Here is a 19373-nt window from a genome sequence, read left to right as displayed (position 1 = left end):
ACCAAATGCCTATACTTGATTATAGACAAAACAGGGAACAAAAAGGGAAATTGGTTTGCAGGAAGATCGCAGATTTGTCAGGCCGAGAAAGCAGTTGGTAGAAACACTGCGCAAAAAAGGTATCGAAGATGAGCGTGTATTAATGGCTATCGGGAAGATCCCGCGCCATAAACTGATCGATACGGCACTTCACACCAAAGCTTATAACGATACGGCACTTCCTATTGGAATGGGGCAAACTATCTCTCAGCCTTTCACCGTAGCGGCTCAAACCGAACTTTTGAATATCGAAAAAGGAGAGAAGATATTAGAAATCGGCACGGGATCAGGATATCAATGCATGGTATTGTGTGAACTCGGAGCTGACGTTTACAGTGTGGAAAGGCATAAGGAATTATATCACCGGGCCAAAGAAGCCCTTCATGAAATGGGATATAAAGCCATGCTGAAGGTAGGTGATGGAACTTTGGGATGGTCAACCTATGCTCCTTATGACGGGATTGTAGTAACAGCAGGCGCACCCGTAGTGCCAGATGATTTAGTGCAACAATTAGCCATTGGTGGCCGGCTGGTGATTCCTGTTGGAGACGACACCAAACAAATGATGTTACGAATTACCAGGGTTTCTGAAAATGAATATGAACGAGAAGAACTGGCAGATTTTAAATTCGTCCCTCTCATCGGCGAAAAAGGGTGGGGTGGCTCATAGTGACTGATCAAGAGCAAACTTCAACCTCCCCCAAAGACACTACTACTTTTAAAGAAGCCCCGTTTTTAGCCTTAAAGGGCTTTTTGATGGGTTCGGCTGATATTGTACCTGGCGTGAGTGGTGGCACCATGGCTCTGATAGTTGGTATCTACGAGCGATTGCTGAATGCCATTAAAAGCGTAAATGGTAATTTTTTAAAGCTATTTTTCACGTTAAAGTGGAAATCAGCCTTCAAAGAAATACACTTCTTTTTCCTGATTTTTCTCTTTTCAGGGATTTTTTCTGCCCTGGCTTTTTTTACCAAAGTCGTGCCTCTTCAGGTTTATATGTTCACCCATCCGGAAATCGTATATGGACTCTTTTTTGGGTTGATTGTGGGTTCCATCTATATCCTGATTAAAGCACTTGAACGCTTCACTAAAACTGAACTGCTGATGCTGGTGTTAGGTATCGCATTTGGAGTCTGGATTGTATCCCTTGTTCCTGCTGATACCCCCGAGCACCCGGCTTTTGTATTCCTTAGTGGAAGTATCGCCATTTGTGCCATGATTTTACCGGGTATTTCAGGTTCATACCTGCTGCTCATCATGAGGAAGTATGACTACTTGCTCTCTGAAATTGGGAAGCTGGGTGGTGTCGAAACCGTGGATGGTATGCTTGGACTGTTACCTTTCATATTGGGAGCTATTGTCGGACTTGCGGCTTTTTCCCGTTTTCTCTCCTGGTTTCTTTCAAAGTATCACTCACAAACCATAGCTGTGTTAATAGGCTTTTTGATTGGTTCGCTTTATGTGATCTGGCCGTATCAGCACAGGGAGTTTGTTCAGCATGCAGAGGTAACTCAGGTGGAGTATATGAATCACCCCAAGGTACAAGAGCTGATGGAAAATCCACCCAATACTAATCTTCCGGAATATGAGAGGATTGGCGAAATTAAAAATGCGGAATCGACCTTTGACGAAATGAAACAGGTGGAAATAGAAACCGTGAAGAATAAACTCATCAAGTCAGAACCATTCATACCAGGCTGGCTGGGAGCGAAATCGGGAGACGACCCAAATGTGTGGGGTGGTGTCATCGGGATCTTTATAGGGATCATTTTAGTGGGTGGATTAGACCGGCTGCGAAAAAAATAAAAATGGAACATTACCGGTCGCTAACTTATTTTATTATTAGAGTTAGTTATTCAACAAAACCGGAGTAGCTATGAATGTCGAGCGAGTATTAATTCCCACCGATCTTTCCCAAAAATCTAATGCGGCACTTAAGTCAGCCGATCTCTTTATAGATAAATTTGATTGTACGGTTGACCTGATGCATGTTATTCCTTTATCGAAGTACTTGGGTGATAGCTTTGATAAAATCGGAGTCCCGCTGAGTATGGATAAGGAAGTATATCCTAAGTTGATTGAAAACCAGCGAAAAGAGCTCAGCACCTTTGCTAACGAGCACATTAAAAAGAAAGACCGGCGCGGGGAATACATAGTTACGATAGACCGTAAACCTTCCGATTCAATTCTTAATCAAATAGGAAAAGGGAAGTATGATTTGGTGATAATGAGTGCAAAGGGCGATCATTTTGCTGATTTTTTTCATGGAAGTGCAACCGATAAAGTAATTCGGCGCTCGAAAACACCGGTGCTTACCCTTTCAGAGAAAATGGTATCCGACCATATAAACACCGTTGTGGTTCCATGCGACTTTTCTAACCATTCGCTGGCTGCCATTCCAATGGCTTTTGATATAGCACAGAAATTCGGAGCCAAACTTGAGCTGCTCAATGTAATCGAAATGTATGCTCATGATGTGCATGGGATTGAGCCTACAACAATAGGAGTAGATGAGGAAGCTGTTTATGGAGGTCTTAAAGGGCGTCTAAAAAGCTTTTTTGATGATTTTGAGGAATATAATTTTTCTGTTGAAGATGCTGACGGAGAATTCGAAGATGTTCTGGTACATCATGAAAATGGAGAAGAGAGCCGGATTGCTTGCAAGACGGTTATTCTGAAGTCGATTGCTGCCCACCATGAGATCATCGATTATTCAAACGAACATGCTGACTTGGTGGTAATGAGTACTCACGGACGAACCGGACTCTCCCGTATGCTTTTGGGTTCTACCACCGAACAGGTGATTCAGCACTTGAAAAAACCACAAATTACCATCAAGCCAGATCTGAAAGACTAATTTAAAGATCAGCGGATCTTAGCCAGAATTCATTTTTTATTCCAAAGGTATAGATTCGAGGATGCATCCTCAGAATGATTTTCATTAATCATCTTACCAAAAAAAACTGAAATTCTCTTCATTCAACCTTCACAGTAGATAACGATCTTCTCCTAACAACTAATAACAGAGGAGGTTGTTATGAAAGCCAGTCATATCTTAGTCCCTACCGATTTTTCAGAAGCTTCCCTTGAAGCGGTTAAAATGGCGGCTAAATTTGTGGAGATGTACGACAGCACCGTCGATCTTATTCATGTGATTCCACTCATGAGCTATTATGATGAAAGTATGCAGCATCTGGGTGTTCCATTTGACATGGAAAAAGACCTATACCCTAAAGTACTGAAAACAGCCAATGAAAAGCTTCATGAAATTGCCGAGGAATATATTCCCAAAGAACATCGCGGTCAGCTGATTAATCTTGTTGGACGAAAACCCTCTCAGGTTATAGCTAACAAAGCCAACGAAAGTCAGTACGACCTGCTCATTATGAGCAATAAAGGTGGTCATGATACGGATGAAATCCGCAGTCATATAACTGAAAAAGTAATACGATACTGTGAAAAACCGGTGCTAAGCATCGACACCGCTTTTGGTGAAGATGAGATTCATGAAATCCTGGTGCCGATGGATGGGTCCGGCGACTCAGTAGCACCTTTGGTTCAGGCCTTTGAGTTTGCTCATGCCTTTGATGCCCGCATCACCTTGATGCACATCATTGAGCCGTACTCACTGGGAATGGAGGTAATGCCATTTGCTATGGAAGATGATTCAGCAGTCTATCATTCACTGATTCAGAATATTGGCAAGTATTTTGATAAGCATCCGGAATTAGGTTTTAAAGTAGAACGAACCGGAGTTGACTTTGAAGACCTGCTGATTCGTGAAACAGACACCGGATCAGAATCTGTGAAATTCATCAGTATTGTGAAAAAAGGCTTCTCGGCCCATACTGAAATTTGCGATTACGCAAACGAAAGTGCAGATATGATCATCATGAGTACACATGGAAGAACCGGGATTGCCCGAATATTACTTGGTTCAACCACAGCTATTGTAGCCCAGCATCTCAAAAAACCATTGATGACGCTACGACCTGAATAGCTCAGATGATTGATTTGCAAATTAGGTAGGTGAGGGAAAACCCGTGCAGGACATTTGATCTGTGCGGGTTTTCTGTTTTTTTGAAATGAATTAAAAGTGGGCCCGGCAGGACTTGAACCTGCGACCAATCGATTATGAGTCGACTGCTCTAACCAACTGAGCTACGGGCCCTAAATACTAAAATTTAGAGGGCTGCAAAGTTACAACTTGTTTGCAACAACTTGCAAATAATTGACGGTTGTTTATCAAATTGTTTTGCCCAGGCTCAGTTACAGGAATAATTGATCTTCAATAAATTGTTTATTGAAAAGCATTTAACAAACTGAATTAAATAAAAAAGCCTGATGCCAAGAAAAGCTACTATGCTGAGGTAAGCTACTACCTTTGTGGATAACTTTTAAGCATCAAGGCTAATTGGCATTAACGAGAACACTATGTGATGTTTGTTGTAATGCCGTCAGATTATAAATATTTGACAATATTTATATCTATTTAGAGTGATTAGATGCTTTTAAAAAGTGATAAGGTGCACCCAAAATTAATATGCCGGATAATTAATTATATTTAAGGAGGTCAATTTTAGGTTCATCAATTACAATTTTTACCCCGACATTGAAGATTGGATCATCTAAGTTTTGAATGTCAAAAGTAAATCCTTTCTTGTAAATCAAAGATAGCCTCTGCTTTACTAAAGATAATCCCTTTTTTAAATTTTCTTTATTGAAATCAGCCTTAGGGTTAATTTTACTTCCCGAATTTTTTATATCAATGACAAGTTTTCCTTCTTTATCAATATCTGTAAATAACAATATTTCTAAATCAGTATTGGAATCATTTAGACCATGCTTTACAGCATTTTCAATAATTGGTTGTAAAATTAAGGAAGGTATTTTTTTATCGATTGTCTCTTTGTTGATTTTTTCCCTTAATATTATTCGGTCATTGAATTTTAGATTCAATATTTCAATATAGTTACTTAAATAAGATATCTCTTCTTTGACACTTATAAATTGTGTGTCACGAAGCATTAATGTTGCCCTTAAAATGTCACCTAAATTAGTAATCGTTTTAACGGCCTTATCTTTATCAGAATAAACGAGAGAGCTTATACTATTCAACGTATTAAAGAGAAGATGAGGTTCGAGCTGTGATTGAATCAAATTTAGATTTGCAATTGTAAGTTTATGATTGGTTTCAACTCGTTCGAATTCTGCTACCCTATACTGCTTATAGTAGTGATATATGTATGCGATGGATAGAATAGAGAAATACAGGAAGAAATTACGGTCAACATCTCTAAATACAGCTGTTATATGATTGTAATTAAATATTGTATCGATTGTTATTGATCCAAAAGAAAGTGAAGAAACTACATCAAGTACATGAGCAATAAGACTTGAAACAAATGAAAAGAAAAGATGAAAACTAATGATTATAAAACCATTGTATTCTTTAAAAAAAAAATAGCTTGTAGAGTATAGAATAAAAACAGAAAAGCTAGTAAAGGTCAAAATATCAATTGTTAAATCTTCGAGTAATATTTCCCATACTTGACGATTTAACTGTGTTGGCCAAATGTTATAGAAGTATACTATTTTAATGAAGGTAATAAACATTGTAACTAAACAAAGCCCAGTTAAAACATATAAAAGGGGTTTTTCTAGTTTGAATTGATTAAAATATTTTTTGTTCACAGTCTTGGATTGAAATGTTTGGTAATTGAAATCTGGAAAATTGATACGACTATTAAATTAATTTACGACATTCTTTATCCGATTGAGTGCGAGAGGTCACCAACAGGAAGCGAGTTATCACATTCTAGCAAACTTAGGGAGTTATGAGTGTAACATTTATTCAGTTTATTCGGTCTAAAACTGTTGAGTGACAAGGGTAAAATGAACTAAGTTTAAATATATCAAGTAATATGGATAGCCATGATTTTTTAAAAGTAGCTATTGTTGATGATGAGAAATATAGTGTAGAACGAATACAACAAATTTTAACGGCAGAAAAAACTGTAACCATAATTGGTTGCTACAATGATAGTGAAGAAGCTATTGATGAGATTAATAAATTACGGCCAGATTTGGTTTTTTTAGATATAGAAATGCCTGCAAAAAATGGATTTGATGTACTTTCAGAAATTGAATTCAATGTTCCGCTAATAGTCTTTGTAACGGCTTTCAGTAAATATGCAGTACGTGCTTTTGAGGTTAATGCATTCGATTATATTCACAAGCCAATTGATGAAGAAAGAGTTTTAACTATCATTGAAAAAGCAAAGTATAACATTAGATATAAAAGACTTTTAGCTAATAATAAGAATATAGTTTCTAGTGCAGATCAAAAAAACAGTGATAGATTCGTTTTAAAAAGTGGGAAAGATGTAAAGATTATAGGGCAATATGATATTGAATGGGTGGAGTCATCGGGTAATTATGTCAAAATTGTCTTTGAAAAGAAAAAGTATATGATTAGAAGCACTCTGAGTGGTCTATTGGAGCAACTTGATCAAAATAAATTTTACCAAATTCATAAATCTACTTTTATTAATCTGGACTGTGTCGACAAATTTGTAGAGTTGCTTTACGGAGATTACAATGTGATAATGAAAGATGGGACTGAATTAAGAATGAGCCGTAGTTACAACGGGTTTTTAAAGAAAATGGAAAAAGAGAGCTTCAATTAGATAATTTTACCTTTCTGGAAATTCAGCTTCTCCTTATAACAGTGCAGGATATCCATAAATAGTAACCGTGTTATCACATTAAGTTTTATCCAATCTAATCACCTCTTATTTATCGTGATGACTTATCAATAGTCATTACTTAAATAATTAAAAAAACATAAACTAAAAGAGGTTTTTATGATTAGAAAGCTACTATTTCTGGTTTTAGCATTGTTTTGGACTACTACGGCTTACGCCCAAAGTGGTTCTATAACAGGCACAATAGTTGATGCAGTAACAGGTGAAGAATTACCTGGCGCGAATATATATATTTCCGAATTAGGTAGAGGGGCTTCATCAGATGTGAATGGAGGGTTTACAATTTCCGACATCCCTTATGGTACATACAATGTCAGAGTAACTTATATAGGATATCTCCGGCAGGATCTTACTATAAATGTTGATGGTTCTGAGACTTTAGATATTTCTTTAGAAGAGGATATCGCTGGTCTCGAAGAAATTGTGGTCACAGGGCAGGGACAGGCAATTGACAAGAAGCGCTTATCTACGACGGTTGATGTTATAAGTGCAAAAGATCTTGAATCTATTCCTGCAATACGGTTAGACCAAGTTTTACAGGCTAACCTGCCAAACTCACAAATAAGATTGTCTTCAGGACAACCTGGTACAGCCTCATTGATAAGGGGCCGGGGTGTAAATTCAGCATTAACTTCTTCAACACCGGTAATCTATATAGATGGTGTTCGAGTAGATAATACTACTGGAGCAAATCAATCTATTGCAACTGGTGGGGCTGAAAGTTCTTCAGTTGCTGATATTCCTTTGGAGAATATAGAAAGGATAGAGTTCATTAAGGGAGGAGCTGCAACTACTTTATATGGAGCAGATGCTGCGAATGGCGTAATTCAAATATTTACAAAGAAAGGAGTAAGAGGAGCTAGCAATTTTACTTTCGAAAGTAACCTTGGGATAACTAAAGGAACAGAAGACTTTCTGTTTTTTGACAGAACTGCTGATATTTTATTTGAAACAGGAGTTGTACAAGAATATAAGATGTCTGCAAGTGGAGGTAGTGAAGACATTACCTACTCTTTTGGCGGTTCCATGCTAGACAATGACGGGTTTAGGAAAAATAATGAAGAAATACGGCATAGCTTAAGAACAACTGTATCAGCAAATGTGAATGATATAGTTAAATATACTGGCTCAATTGGGTTCACTAGCTCAGAATACGATAGAGACAGAAACGCCAATAGTTCCGCAGGATCATTTAATAGTCTTGAAGGGGCAAGGTTTGGGAATGTTGATGAGTTAAGTCAAGAGGATTACACAGCTTTGGATGAGATGATAACTGATATCCAAGACAATGTGGATTTAACAGAAGACAACAAGAGATTTCAGACATCTCATAATTTTGATTTTGATATCAGACAAGGATTAACTGCTAAAGCTACAGTTGGTTTGGATAATCGAACAACTAGGCAAAGGGAAATTCAAACCAATGCTTACTTAATCGCATTAGGTGTAGTACCTCCTGGAACTGCTGATCAAGGTTCCATTGAACTCTTCGAAAGAGACTATCTCGGAATTACGCTTGAAGGTAATATACAATACCAGAAAGATTTTGAGGATATTTCTACAATAACCTTGTTGGGAGGTCAGTTTTTTAGAACAGACGACCGGCAGGTAAATATTCTAGGTAGTGAAATACCCGACGGTGTTAAAACTATGAATGCTGCAAGTGAGACCTCAGTATTAGATTTTCGACGTACACTTGCCAATTATGGATTCTTTTTCCAGGAGAATATAGGTTTTAAAGACAAGTATTTTATTGAATTTGGAGCCCGCATTGATGATAACACAGCTTTTGGAGAATTGGTTGATCCACAGTTATTTCCAAAGGTAGGCGTTAGCTATTCATTATCTTCAGAAAGCTTTTTCCAAAACCTGGTTCCTCAGAACGCAATTTCCAATGTTAAGATACGAGCTAATTACGGAGAAGCTGGTAACTTCCCAACACCATTCTCTAATCAGGTTTTAGCTGATATTGATCCTTTCAGAGGAAGTCAGTCAATTGAATTTGGAACAGCGGGCGATCCAAACCTTAAGCCTGAAAGGTCCAAGACTTATGAGGCAGGTTTAGATCTGGGATTTTGGAATAACAGGGCTACCTTAGAGTTTACTTATTATAGTACTGTTACAGAAGATGCTTTATTTAATTCAAATAATGCGCCTTCAACAGGATTAGGAGCTTCTCTTCAAAATGTAGGTGAAATTGAAAATAAAGGCTGGGAGTTATCTAGTAGAATACAAGTACTTCAAAGTAGGGACTATAGTCTATCATTTAGAGCTTCAGCAAATAGCTTTACTAATAAAGTATTAGCATCTGGTGGTGCGCCATTCCAAATAGGTGGATTTGCATTTCTAGGGGCTTGGGTTGAAGAAGGAAAGCCGATTGGTTATTTCCGAGGAAATAACCCTGTATTTGATGGTGCGGGGAATTTAGTTGAAGTTATTCCTAATGATGACTTGGGTAGTTCCATTCCAGATCTATTTGGGTCATTTGGTATGAACTTCAACTATAAATCACTGGCATTCAATGTATCTGGTGATTATCAATTAGGTGGAGAAGTAGTTAATACTACGGAGGTACTAAAATTTCTTCGTGGGGCACCAGACGATAGATATCCGGTTGGAGCACAAGGTGTAAGCTTTAACGAATTGGCTGGATTATGGGTGGAAGACGCGACCTACACTAAAATTAGGCTCATATCTCTTGACTATACCCTGCCTCAAGAATGGTATTCTGGAATAGTACGGAATATCAGTATCGGTGCAATGGCGCTAAATCCATTCAATTTTGTAGCTAATAACATCGATCCTGAAGTAACCGGAGCAAATGTTGGAACCCAGGGAACTACTGAAGTAGGTACAGGAGGGTTTGTATACGGTACAGAATCTCAACCCAGACAATTCCTAGGTAGTATTAAAATCGATTTTTAATAACCTGAAATGAAATTTTTAAAAAAAATATTAGAGATATGAATAATCGAGTAATCTTATTATTAGTACTGGCTTTATTTATCCAGACTTCTTGTGATTTAATTGATGGCACTGGTGTTGAAAATCCAAACTTAACACTTGATGCTGCCAGAGAACTGCCAAATCCATCTAGAGCATTTGTTAATGGACTTCAAGAGCAATTGGCAAGTACAGCAAATAGCTGCTTAACAACACAGGAATTAGCAACAGATAATTATGTCAATGTTCAATCTTTCTTTAACCAGAATGTTGATGCAGGTATTTATCGAGACATAGATACAGATTTCCTGAATTGCCAGGTAAGTATAGGAACGTTAAGAGAGCAAGCTGAATATGTGCTCAGTGAAGTGATTCCTACAGACCCGGTTGATGAATTAGAGGCCGAAGCTTACTTTTTCAAAGGTATTGCTTCCTTATTGGCTGGTGAAATATTTACAGTGTTACCGGCTGAAGAGCTTGGCCCTGCTGTATCACCAAGCACACATCTTGAAACAGCAGTGCAAGACTTTTCTTCTGCATTAGCTATAGATCCAGATAATGTGGGTTATATGCTGGCGAGAGCCAGAGCACACTATAATCTTGGAAATCAGTCTGAAGCAGTTGCTGATGCTAATTCAGCCATAACAGCAGATGCTGGTGGTGGGTATGTCAGGTATGTGCTTTTTGATGCAGTTAATGGACCTGCAAATACATTTCAGAATGCTGTTCATGACAGAGGTAATTTTGATGATCTTCAGCCACTTCCAAGCTTGGACTTTTTAGATCCAAAGTACTTTGACATAAGTGGCTCTTTAGATTCAGATGTTCCACTCCTAAAGATAGAAGAAGCTCATTTAATACTAGCTGAGGCAAAACTAGCTGATAGCAATTTACCCGGAGCTTTAACAGATATGACAAACTTGGTCAACCTTGTCAACTCCAGAACAACAGTAATAATCGATGATTCAGGAGAAAGTAGAAATGGAGACGGAACAGTAGATCAAAGACCCAATAATACTTCCTTCACAGTCAGGGCTAGTGATTCTGATCCGTTTAGATCTGGACTTGTTATCGAACGAACCAATAATGTAGAAATCCCAACTATTTCAGGTACGTCTTTGACCCCGGCAGATATAGCTTCTATTTCAACTGCTACCGATGCCCTTACAACACTTTATTTATTACGACAGGAAGTGTTCTTTGGAGAAGGACGTAGGATGATTGATTTGGGTATTAGATGGCCAGTTGCTGAGCAGGAGGCACTTATTAATCCAAATATTGTAGCCTCCGATAGAGTGGCTATAATTCCAGATTACCTTCCACCTTTAAGTGAGCTAGATTTATACACTTTAAATGGTACTGAAGTTACTATTCAGCATAATATAAATAGAGTTATTGCTACCGGAAGAGGAAATAAATTTTAAAAAGATATTGCCCATAGTGATGCAATTTTAAATTACTAACCCAAAAGCCTGATGAGCTTACAAAGCTTAGATATAAGCATTACTAATCCTATCCTATTAATGAACAGTTTAGGCTGAGTAAGTCATTGGGCCTTTTATAAATCGTGTGTAAAATTTAAAGTTATCAACATGAATATGTTTAAAAATCCTAGAACCAAGTATATAAACTCATTGGTTTTGATAGTACCGATGCTGATTTATTATTCCGCAGGTTTATATCACCAAGATTTAAATTTTGATGTAATACAGGAAAACTTCAAAAAATCGAAATCAAATACTCTAAGCATATTAGAGGCAATGCCCGAAGATAAATATGCATATGCACCAGTTGATAGTGTTAGGTCATTTTCTGCTCAAGCTTATCACATTGCTTATACATTGGAATTTATGCGAAATCAGTTTTCCGGAAAAGATAATAAATGGAATCCAGGCGATGAGAATTCGATGTCAAAAGCTGAATTGATTGAATGGACAAAAAATGGTTTCGATGAAATGGAAAATTTTCTGAATGAAACTAAATACAACGATAGACTACTAACAAACTTGATTTCTGTCTTGGATCATAACGCCCATCACAAGGGACAGATGATAATTTATTTACGCTTGAATAATATAGCGCCTCCTGAGTATCAATTTTAACCAAGTTACAAAGCATATTCTTATGAACTGCAAAAAAAAATTTAGCTTGCTCATCTTTTTGTTAATCCTCAATGGAATTATCTATGCACAAGAATCACAACAACTGACAGTTAAAATAGCGGAATCGTTTATTACTATGATTAGTGACTTAGACACGGATCGAATGCAAGAATTATTCCATGAGAATCTTGTCTATGAAGATAAAACAGCGCCTTTTATATGGGATAAAGAAAAAGCAATAACCTTTTTTAAGGGAAGGAAAGAAGCCGGTATTGCAGAAAAAAGGGAATTGGTAGTCAATGATATTTATCTAATAAACAGTAATATAGCCGATATTCATGGTACATGGCTTGGAGAACACAATGGAAAATCAAGAAGTGTTAAGTTTTCAACAACAATAATTATGCATGAGGGGAAAATTGCACGCTGGACAGATCATTATGATATGGCAGCATTTAAATGATAAGGTTTTATTTGATAAATAATATTCAAGTAAGAAGTAAATGGGGTATTTTTTTTGCAATCCTAATATGCAGCACATCTTTATATGGGCAGGCAGAGTATGAAGGTGTTTGGGAGCTAGAATCAGAAAGAGGCAAAAAAATTAAGTTATTTCTATTTCATGCAAGTGGTGAGATAAAAGGTTACTTCAATAGTGGTGATATTGGTAGAACAAAACTTGATAGTATAAATATCTCTGAAAATACACTTTCATGGGTCGGTTATTTGTCTGGTAATTATAGGGTATATGCAGAGTTTAAAAGACATTATGAGACTCTTACTGGTAATTTAAACATTCAGGGTCATAAAGAGTTTTTTCAGGGAAAACGGATTCTTAATGAAATAGACGATCGTCCTTGGCATAGTGAACCTAAGTGGTCACCTGTTAAACTGGAGCTATTATTTGCATCAGATCAATTTGGTAACAGAGATATAATGCTCTATAAGAATGGACAGATTAAAAACCTTTCAAATCATTCTGCTAATGATGAAGGTGCTATATGGTCTCAGGATGGAAAAAGAATTGCATTCATTTCTGATCGGACTGGAACACCACAAATATATATTATGAATTCAGATGGTAGTGGGCTTATAAAATTGACGTCTGAAGAATTGAATTATAGTAGTTTGCAGTGGTCAAACAGCGGAGAAAAAATTCTTTTTCTTAGCCAGAAGGGAATTCATTTAATTGATTTGGATGGTTTAAATAAAAGAAAAATTATCAATTCAAAACAAAGCTATTCGCCCCGGTTTTCTCATGATGACCGTAAAATTGTCTTCACAGATTTTGTTGATAAAACTTACAACATCTATTTATTTGAAATAGAAACGGAAGAGGTTCTCAATATTTCGAATTCAATATTTCCAGACTTTAACGGACAATTTTCACCTCAAAATAGTGAAGAATTGATTTGGGTTTCTAGACGGGATGGTAATCCAGAGGTGTACAAGCTGAATTTGAAAGATGACAAATTGCATAGACTTACCAATAATTTGAACCGAGATAATAATCCACGATGGTCTCCTAATGCTAAAATGATAGCATGGGTATCGAGAATTAAAAGTAACGCCGAAATATATTACATGAAGCAAGATGGTTCAGAAGCAACAAATCTATCAAAACATATTTCTGAAGATGTATCACCAAGTTGGTCTTTTGACAGTAGCAAAATTGCTTTTATTTCAGATCGAAATGGAGTTCCAAATGTGAATATTGTTGATTTAATAACCAAACAAGTAAAAGGTTTAGAGTGATTAGTACAGCTGACATAATTAAAAGTGCTTTTTATTTAATACTAATAGTAGTAATTGGTTTTTTACTTCCCCGAACAGAGTTAAGTGCTGCAGATAACGACAGCACGAAGTTTTACAGGAAGATTGTGTTTCGAGAGTCTCCTTATGCAGAATTGAAGGGTGCATACAAAATTTCGCAGCAAGAGGCAGAGCACTGCCTGCATTTTAAAATTACATATAATAAGAAAGGACGACCTACAATGGTCGAATACAAAAGAGGGGATGAACTATTTCCCGTTAACTTACCAAATCGTGTTTTATTCAATTATTTCATTAGGGCCCCGAAGACAGTAATCAAATACGAAAAAAGTAAGGAGATAAGAACTTTCTTTGATCAATGGGATAAACCAACAGCAGTGAGTGGTCAGGTATTTAAAGAAGTCTACTACTTCAATGATAGTAAACGTTCAAGCCTTAAGTTCTTTTCGATAAATAATACCCCCATAGAAAATGATTGGGGTATACATAGATATGAATGGAGTATAGATGAAAGAGGATTTGTAAAAGAGCAAAGATTTGATTTAGACAGTAATCAAGTAAGAATTCGTCCAGAATTTGAGTTCTATGAGGTTAGAATGGAATATGATGAAAAAGGGCTTATCAAAAGATTATTCAATTATGGCCTGGATGGAAAACTTACAGAAAACTCGACGGGTGTAGCATACGATCAGCTAAGTTATAATGATAAAGGGGACTTTACAGGGTGGGAAGTATTTAACAAAAATTATAAAGCTGTTATCGGGAATCACCCAATGGTGCACCGTGGCGAACATTCGTACAATTCGAAAGGGTATCCGGTATTATATAAGAGCTTTGATGTGGATGGGAATTTGATAAATGATAGTGATAATTCGTACGTAAATAGAAGAATTTATAATGATTGGGGTGACTTAATACAAAGTCGGTATTATGAACTAAATACTAATAAATTAGTTAAGGAGGGAAGACCTGCAATCATTGACTTCGTGCTAACAGAGGAGGGCTACCCTTTTGAAATCACACTTCTGACTGGAGATGGCAGTTTTATAAACAATCAACCCCCAAAAAGAAGACAAACTTATTATGAAGATGGGAAGCTAAAACAAATTAGTTTCTGGGATAAGAATTATAATCTATTGGACAGGTATGAGCACTTTTATAATGAAAGAGGTCAATTGTCGATAATTAAAAGAATAAATGTAGCTAATGAAATTCTATATGTACAGCGAAGATTTTATGATGAGTGGGAAAGACCGATAGGGTTTAAATATTTTACTACGGAAGGTAAACCCACAATAGGTCGAGGATTTCACGAAATGAGATATTTTTATGATACTGATTGGCGGCGTCAAGAGATCAGATATGATCTTGAGGGTAATGTTATAGAAAATTGATAAATGTATTTTTACGTGTTTTAAAAGTAGAAATCTAATAAGAGTAACTAATGTAGTTACATAATCATTTATTTAGAAAACCCAACCTTGACTAATCATAAAGCTATTTCATATCTAAATTAAGTAACCATTAGCTTTTCCTTTTAAATATTATACAACTGTTCTGACTTTTCAATTCATGTCGGGAGCTCTTGAAATTTGATTTTTAGCAAAAAGCATAACTACAGAGCGAATATTTATGTGATTACTTGCTATAAGAAAGTGATGAAGTGCTATATCCCAAAAATGAATGTTCCGTTTAAAAAATAACTCTCATGATGAGACAAACGTGAACTTAATTTTGGAAAAATGAAACAGCTAAAAATATTCATAACTACGCTCGTATATATCACTGTCGGTACCACTACATTATTGGCAGGTAGCAACAATGGCAAACTATTTCAGTCAGCTATTTTAGGAGACATTGAAAAGGTAAAAAAACTAGCTGAAAACGGAATTGATTTGAATGTGAAAGATGAAAATGGCAATAATGCATTGTTTTATGCCATTAGTTCTGACAATTATCAAATGGTAGAATATTTAATCAAGGAAGGTGTTAGCATAGATGAAAAAAATAATAATGAAAATACATCCCTAATCATCGCATCTACAATGAATTTTCAAAACTCTATCAACGCCTTACTTGAAAATGGAGCTGATCCAAATATTTCTAATACAAATGGTGAAACTGCATTGCACAGTGCTGCCTATAGGGGTAATAATTATGCGGTATTGGCATTACTTAATTATGGAGCAGATGTAAATGCCACATCTAAACATGGCATTACACCTCTAATGAATGCATCTGCTAATGGTCATTTTTCTACCACAAGTGCTTTGATTAATGCAGGAGCACATGACGAGGTAAATAGAAATGGAGAGTCAGCTCTATCCTTTGCAAAAAAAATTAACAATGCAAAGATTGTAAACTTACTTTTAAAAAAAATATGACCTTTTATATTTGATCTTACCTACACTACTTTAATATTCTTTAAATAGTGTGGGTAGGATTTATTGTGAAAGTGTCAACTTTGATTTAGATATGAAAGATTTAATGCCGGCTCTCAAATTTGAAGTGAAAGGTAGTAACTACTCATACAAAAGAAGTTTTTATTTCAAGTAACTTCAATCAATGTACGGCAGAGACTTTATTCTGACCAATTCTATTTTATATTTTTAAATCTATGTCAGATTATAGGAAATCTTTAATAAAAAACTAACAGAAGCTTGAGTGAGATTAATAAAGCTCGTTATTTCAAAGTTTATGCCGTTTCTTTCAATGTAGAACTCCTCTTTTGTTCGATGATCATTCTAAAAAATAAAGAACGCATCATTGTTCTGAGCTGTTGTGAAATTGGATCACAGTAAAAAAGAAATAAATCGGAGATAAATAATTATGCAGTACAGGTTTTTAGGAAGATCAGGACTTAAAGTGTCAGCCCTTTCATTTGGGTCGTGGGTCACGTTCGGTGAACAGGTAGATACGGACCTGGCTTACAATCAAATGAAAGCGGCTTACGATGCCGGGGTGAATTTCTTTGACAATGCCGAAGGCTACGAAATGGGTAAATCAGAAACAATCATGGGTCAAGTGATTAAAAAAGCCGGATGGAAGCGTTCTGATTTGATTCTCTCGACCAAAATTTTCTGGGGTGGTGAAGGCCCGAATGATCAGGGGCTTTCTTTCAAACATATTAAAGAAGGTACCGAAGCAGCTCTGGAAAGACTTCAAACAGATTATGTAGACCTGCTTTTCTGCCATCGCCCTGATTTATATACACCAGTCGAGGAAACGGTTTGGGCTATGAATCAAATGATTAATGAAGGCAAGGCACTATATTGGGGAACCAGTGAGTGGAGTGCTGATCAAATCAGGAAAGCCTATGATTTTGCCCGGCAAGAACATCTTCGTCCACCTCTGATGGAGCAGCCTGAATACAATATGTTCAAGCGGGATAAAGTGGAGAAGGAGTTTGCTGCACTGTATGAGGATATTGGCTTGGGAACAACGATCTGGAGTCCGCTGGCCAGTGGTTTGCTAACTGGGAAATATAATGACGGAATTCCTGAAGGATCACGTCTGGACTTGGAGAAATACAGCTGGCTTCGTAAAAAACTGCTTGAGTCGGAAGAGGGTAAAGCCAAATTACGCAAAGTAGAAAAACTGGCTACCGTTTCAGATGAAATAGGAGTGCCCATGCCTCAGCTTGCGCTCGCATGGTGTCTGAATAATGAAAACGTCAGCACGGTTATAACCGGGGCATCTAATGTGAAACAGATTGAGCAGAACATGAAAACTATGGACATCTTAGATAAGGTGGATGATGAAGTGATGGGCCGTATTGAAGAAATACTGGACAACAAGCCTAAGGACGACCTCGACTGGAGACGCAGTTAGGATAAATCATCCAATGTCTGATTATAAACGATGCAGCTAAAGAATTCCGGCCGTCAATAACAGTATAATTGACGGCCGGAATATTGTTTAAAAAGCATATCTAAAGACTTCGATCCAGCAGCTGGGCAATCAGGTTTTCAATGGCAACATCAAGCGTGAGTGGATCGCCGGGTAAGTCTTCGCGCCGTTCTTTTTCCAGTAACCGGGAAATGGTTTTGTTATCAAGCAGCTCCTCGATATCCAACACCTGCAGCCAGAATGGAGTGTCATTATGAATGACGCCTTCTGCTCCTGCACGAATAATATTTCCTTTATTGTCGGCCAGGTACCCACTGATTTGCAGTACTTCCACGGGCTTGTCTTCGGCACTGAAAAAACGGATTTCTTTTTCATGGTTTGTTCCCAACATCACTTTTTTCTTAACAAGACCCTTGTCTGATTTAGGGTATTGGGCAAAACTCACCCAAATACGAAGCAGATAGTCCGTTTTATATTCTGCTGCTGTAGTAGATGCTTGTGCTTTCCAGTCATCCTTGGCTTTATTCATATAAATGATCATGGGCGGATATTTATCGAGTTCTTCACGTTGCATGAAAGCGGCAGATGGCACATTGTCCCCTTCACTGCTGCCCACATAAACTCCCGGGCCATTTTTAGAATCAGTGAGTGTGTAACTGGGCACGTCTGTCAGGTTTACAGAAAGCTGGTGAACCTTGCTGGTGATGCTATCTGTTAGCTGGAGCAAAATCGGGTCTTCACGATCGTATTCAAAATCCGGTTCGTCCATGTTGGGTTGAATGGTTATCGGGAGCAAGCCGATGCTGGAAGAAGCCACCGGCATTTTTTTGGGTTCATAGGTTTTATAAAACTCTCCTTTCTTAAGGCGATCTGTTTGTCCGGTCGAAAGTTTATTCAATGCACTGCAAGAAGAGAGCAAAAGGATGGATATTATATATAGTCCGGGTATTTTAAATCTGGATTTCATAGTTGTTTAAAAGTGATGTGATTTCTTCCTGGGTAGCCCAATCGAATGTACTTTGGTAAGCGAAGTACAGTGTTTGGTATTAACTTGCGAAGGTTGGTTGATGGGAGGTTTTACGCTAGCCCAAAAAAGAAGTTATGACGGCAAAGAAAGTTTTTTGGGGCTTAAATACTACACAAACATGCGGTGTATTAGTCAGCTGAATATTGTTAATTAATAAGCGATTGAGTTATTAGGTACCAATCCTGAAAAGTAGCTTTTTCATAGGTTGATCCAAGACCACTACTTGTGAGAGTAGTGGTTTTTTAATGAATATAATTTTTTAGAAAGGCAGGTCGTCATCAAGATCCATTTCCTGATTGCCCTCTCTGGTCAATCCCGGAGCGCTTGGAGGAGCCTGAACATCTCCCTGTGCTTTTTCAACTTTCCATGCTTTAACGTCAGTGTACCAATTCCCTTTGTACTCGCGGCTTTGAATATCGATTGAAACGGTCACTTCATCTCCTTCATTAACAGCTTGTTGATCTATGTTATCGCCCCATTGCGTGATGCATACCTGCTTTGGATACTGCCCTTTGGTTTCAAGAATGAAATCCCGTTTTCTCCACGGACCGTTTTTTCCCTGACCTGATTGTTCTTCTAAAATTTGAGTGACTTTTCCTGTTAACTGAAGATCCATAAAATGTGCTTATTTTTATTTTGTGAGAATATAGTCATTGAGCTATTTAACATCGAGGAGGGAATGGAAAATCGCATTGATGGAAGCAATAAAGAATTTGAATTAATTCTAAACATTAAGTGACGTATCTTAAGGTTCTTTATGAAATATGAAGACAATAATCAGTCTTTATATCCATTCAGGAACGATTTCAGTCTTATGTGAAGAACTTTCTTCACATAATCTTCATATTCAGAAAGTAAATTGTAATTCAATGT

General features: G+C 37.1%; 16 protein-coding genes and 1 tRNA gene. 13 read left to right on the top strand and 4 right to left on the bottom strand.

Features of this window, described 5'->3' with window-relative positions:
• The first annotated feature begins 55 nt into the window (after positions 1-55).
• The 4 genes from RIB15_RS03315 to RIB15_RS03300 all read left to right on the top strand — a co-directional run bounded on the left by RIB15_RS03315 (position 56) and on the right by RIB15_RS03300 (position 4039).
• Positions 56-709, top strand: coding sequence for a protein-L-isoaspartate(D-aspartate) O-methyltransferase (locus RIB15_RS03315; protein WP_350200727.1), 654 nt, complete (start codon positions 56-58; stop codon positions 707-709).
• Positions 709-1845: a DUF368 domain-containing protein gene (locus tag RIB15_RS03310; protein WP_350200726.1), complete on the top strand. Its 1137-nt coding sequence runs from the start codon at positions 709-711 to the stop codon at positions 1843-1845. The genes RIB15_RS03315 and RIB15_RS03310 overlap by 1 nt, the downstream gene beginning before the upstream one ends.
• 70 nt (positions 1846-1915) lie before the next feature.
• A complete protein-coding gene (locus RIB15_RS03305) occupies positions 1916-2896 on the top strand; it encodes a universal stress protein (RefSeq protein WP_350200725.1) in 981 nt (326 codons plus the stop codon).
• Positions 2897-3076: 180 nt separating this feature from the next.
• A complete protein-coding gene (locus tag RIB15_RS03300; protein ID WP_350200724.1) occupies positions 3077-4039 on the top strand; it encodes a universal stress protein in 963 nt (320 codons plus the stop codon).
• A gap of 97 nt (positions 4040-4136) precedes the next feature.
• On the opposite strand, the gene RIB15_RS03295 is transcribed toward RIB15_RS03300, so the two are convergent.
• Positions 4137-4210, bottom strand: a tRNA-Ile gene (locus RIB15_RS03295).
• A gap of 383 nt (positions 4211-4593) precedes the next feature.
• Positions 4594-5733 (bottom strand): sensor histidine kinase, encoded by a 1140-nt coding sequence (locus RIB15_RS03290; RefSeq protein ID WP_350200723.1) that lies wholly within the window; start codon positions 5731-5733, stop codon positions 4594-4596.
• Positions 5734-5963: 230 nt separating this feature from the next.
• Here RIB15_RS03290 and RIB15_RS03285 point away from each other — a divergent pair, with 230 nt between their 5' ends.
• From RIB15_RS03285 to RIB15_RS03245, 9 genes are all read left to right on the top strand, one after another.
• On the top strand, positions 5964-6728 hold the full coding sequence (locus RIB15_RS03285; RefSeq protein WP_350200722.1) for a LytR/AlgR family response regulator transcription factor: 765 nt from the start codon (positions 5964-5966) through the stop codon (positions 6726-6728).
• A 177-nt stretch (positions 6729-6905) separates the two neighbouring features.
• A complete protein-coding gene (locus RIB15_RS03280) occupies positions 6906-9731 on the top strand; it encodes a TonB-dependent receptor domain-containing protein (RefSeq protein WP_350200721.1) in 2826 nt (941 codons plus the stop codon).
• A gap of 38 nt (positions 9732-9769) precedes the next feature.
• Positions 9770-11173, top strand: a complete 1404-nt coding sequence (locus RIB15_RS03275; protein WP_350200720.1) for a hypothetical protein — start codon at positions 9770-9772, stop codon at positions 11171-11173.
• A gap of 168 nt (positions 11174-11341) precedes the next feature.
• Positions 11342-11851, top strand: coding sequence for a DinB family protein (locus RIB15_RS03270; RefSeq protein ID WP_350200719.1), 510 nt, complete (start codon positions 11342-11344; stop codon positions 11849-11851).
• Between the two features lie 22 nt (positions 11852-11873).
• Complete coding sequence (locus RIB15_RS03265) at positions 11874-12314, top strand: hypothetical protein (RefSeq protein WP_350200718.1); 441 nt, start codon at positions 11874-11876, stop codon at positions 12312-12314.
• 11 nt (positions 12315-12325) lie between these two features.
• On the top strand, positions 12326-13606 hold the full coding sequence (locus RIB15_RS03260; RefSeq protein ID WP_350200717.1) for a TolB family protein: 1281 nt from the start codon (positions 12326-12328) through the stop codon (positions 13604-13606).
• The gene (locus tag RIB15_RS03255; protein ID WP_350200716.1) at positions 13603-15018 is read left to right on the top strand and encodes a hypothetical protein; all 1416 of its coding nucleotides are present in this window, start codon (positions 13603-13605) and stop codon (positions 15016-15018) included. The genes RIB15_RS03260 and RIB15_RS03255 overlap by 4 nt, the downstream gene beginning before the upstream one ends.
• A gap of 348 nt (positions 15019-15366) precedes the next feature.
• On the top strand, positions 15367-16008 hold the full coding sequence (locus tag RIB15_RS03250) for an ankyrin repeat domain-containing protein (protein ID WP_350200715.1): 642 nt from the start codon (positions 15367-15369) through the stop codon (positions 16006-16008).
• A 445-nt stretch (positions 16009-16453) separates the two neighbouring features.
• Complete coding sequence (locus RIB15_RS03245; RefSeq protein WP_350200714.1) at positions 16454-17455, top strand: potassium channel beta subunit family protein; 1002 nt, start codon at positions 16454-16456, stop codon at positions 17453-17455.
• Between the two features lie 100 nt (positions 17456-17555).
• Here RIB15_RS03245 and RIB15_RS03240 read toward each other — a convergent pair whose 3' ends face one another.
• Entirely contained in the window at positions 17556-18440 is an 885-nt protein-coding gene (locus RIB15_RS03240; protein ID WP_350200713.1) for a hypothetical protein, read from the bottom strand.
• A gap of 319 nt (positions 18441-18759) precedes the next feature.
• Positions 18760-19116, bottom strand: coding sequence for a DUF3127 domain-containing protein (locus RIB15_RS03235; protein WP_350200712.1), 357 nt, complete (start codon positions 19114-19116; stop codon positions 18760-18762).
• Positions 19117-19373 lie beyond the last annotated feature (257 nt).

This window comes from Gracilimonas sp., from assembly GCF_040218225.1.
In the GTDB taxonomy this organism is placed as follows: domain Bacteria; phylum Bacteroidota; class Rhodothermia; order Balneolales; family Balneolaceae; genus Gracilimonas.
Note: the sequence above shows the minus strand (reverse complement) of the source record. Positions and strands in the feature narration are given on the sequence as shown.

What these genes read in the sequence shown, in the direction of transcription:
- RIB15_RS03305 (WP_350200725.1), top strand. Translation starts at nt 1,916, where the DNA reads ATGAATGTCGAGCGAGTATTAATTCCCACCGATCTTTCCCAAAAATCT.
- RIB15_RS03300 (WP_350200724.1), top strand. Translation starts at nt 3,077, where the DNA reads ATGAAAGCCAGTCATATCTTAGTCCCTACCGATTTTTCAGAAGCTTCC.
- RIB15_RS03285 (WP_350200722.1), top strand. Translation starts at nt 5,964, where the DNA reads ATGGATAGCCATGATTTTTTAAAAGTAGCTATTGTTGATGATGAGAAA.
- RIB15_RS03280 (WP_350200721.1), top strand. Translation starts at nt 6,906, where the DNA reads ATGATTAGAAAGCTACTATTTCTGGTTTTAGCATTGTTTTGGACTACT.
- RIB15_RS03275 (WP_350200720.1), top strand. Translation starts at nt 9,770, where the DNA reads ATGAATAATCGAGTAATCTTATTATTAGTACTGGCTTTATTTATCCAG.
- RIB15_RS03270 (WP_350200719.1), top strand. Translation starts at nt 11,342, where the DNA reads ATGAATATGTTTAAAAATCCTAGAACCAAGTATATAAACTCATTGGTT.
- RIB15_RS03265 (WP_350200718.1), top strand. Translation starts at nt 11,874, where the DNA reads ATGAACTGCAAAAAAAAATTTAGCTTGCTCATCTTTTTGTTAATCCTC.
- RIB15_RS03250 (WP_350200715.1), top strand. Translation starts at nt 15,367, where the DNA reads ATGAAACAGCTAAAAATATTCATAACTACGCTCGTATATATCACTGTC.
- RIB15_RS03245 (WP_350200714.1), top strand. Translation starts at nt 16,454, where the DNA reads ATGCAGTACAGGTTTTTAGGAAGATCAGGACTTAAAGTGTCAGCCCTT.
- RIB15_RS03240 (WP_350200713.1), bottom strand. Translation starts at nt 18,440, where the DNA reads ATGAAATCCAGATTTAAAATACCCGGACTATATATAATATCCATCCTT.
- RIB15_RS03235 (WP_350200712.1), bottom strand. Translation starts at nt 19,116, where the DNA reads ATGGATCTTCAGTTAACAGGAAAAGTCACTCAAATTTTAGAAGAACAA.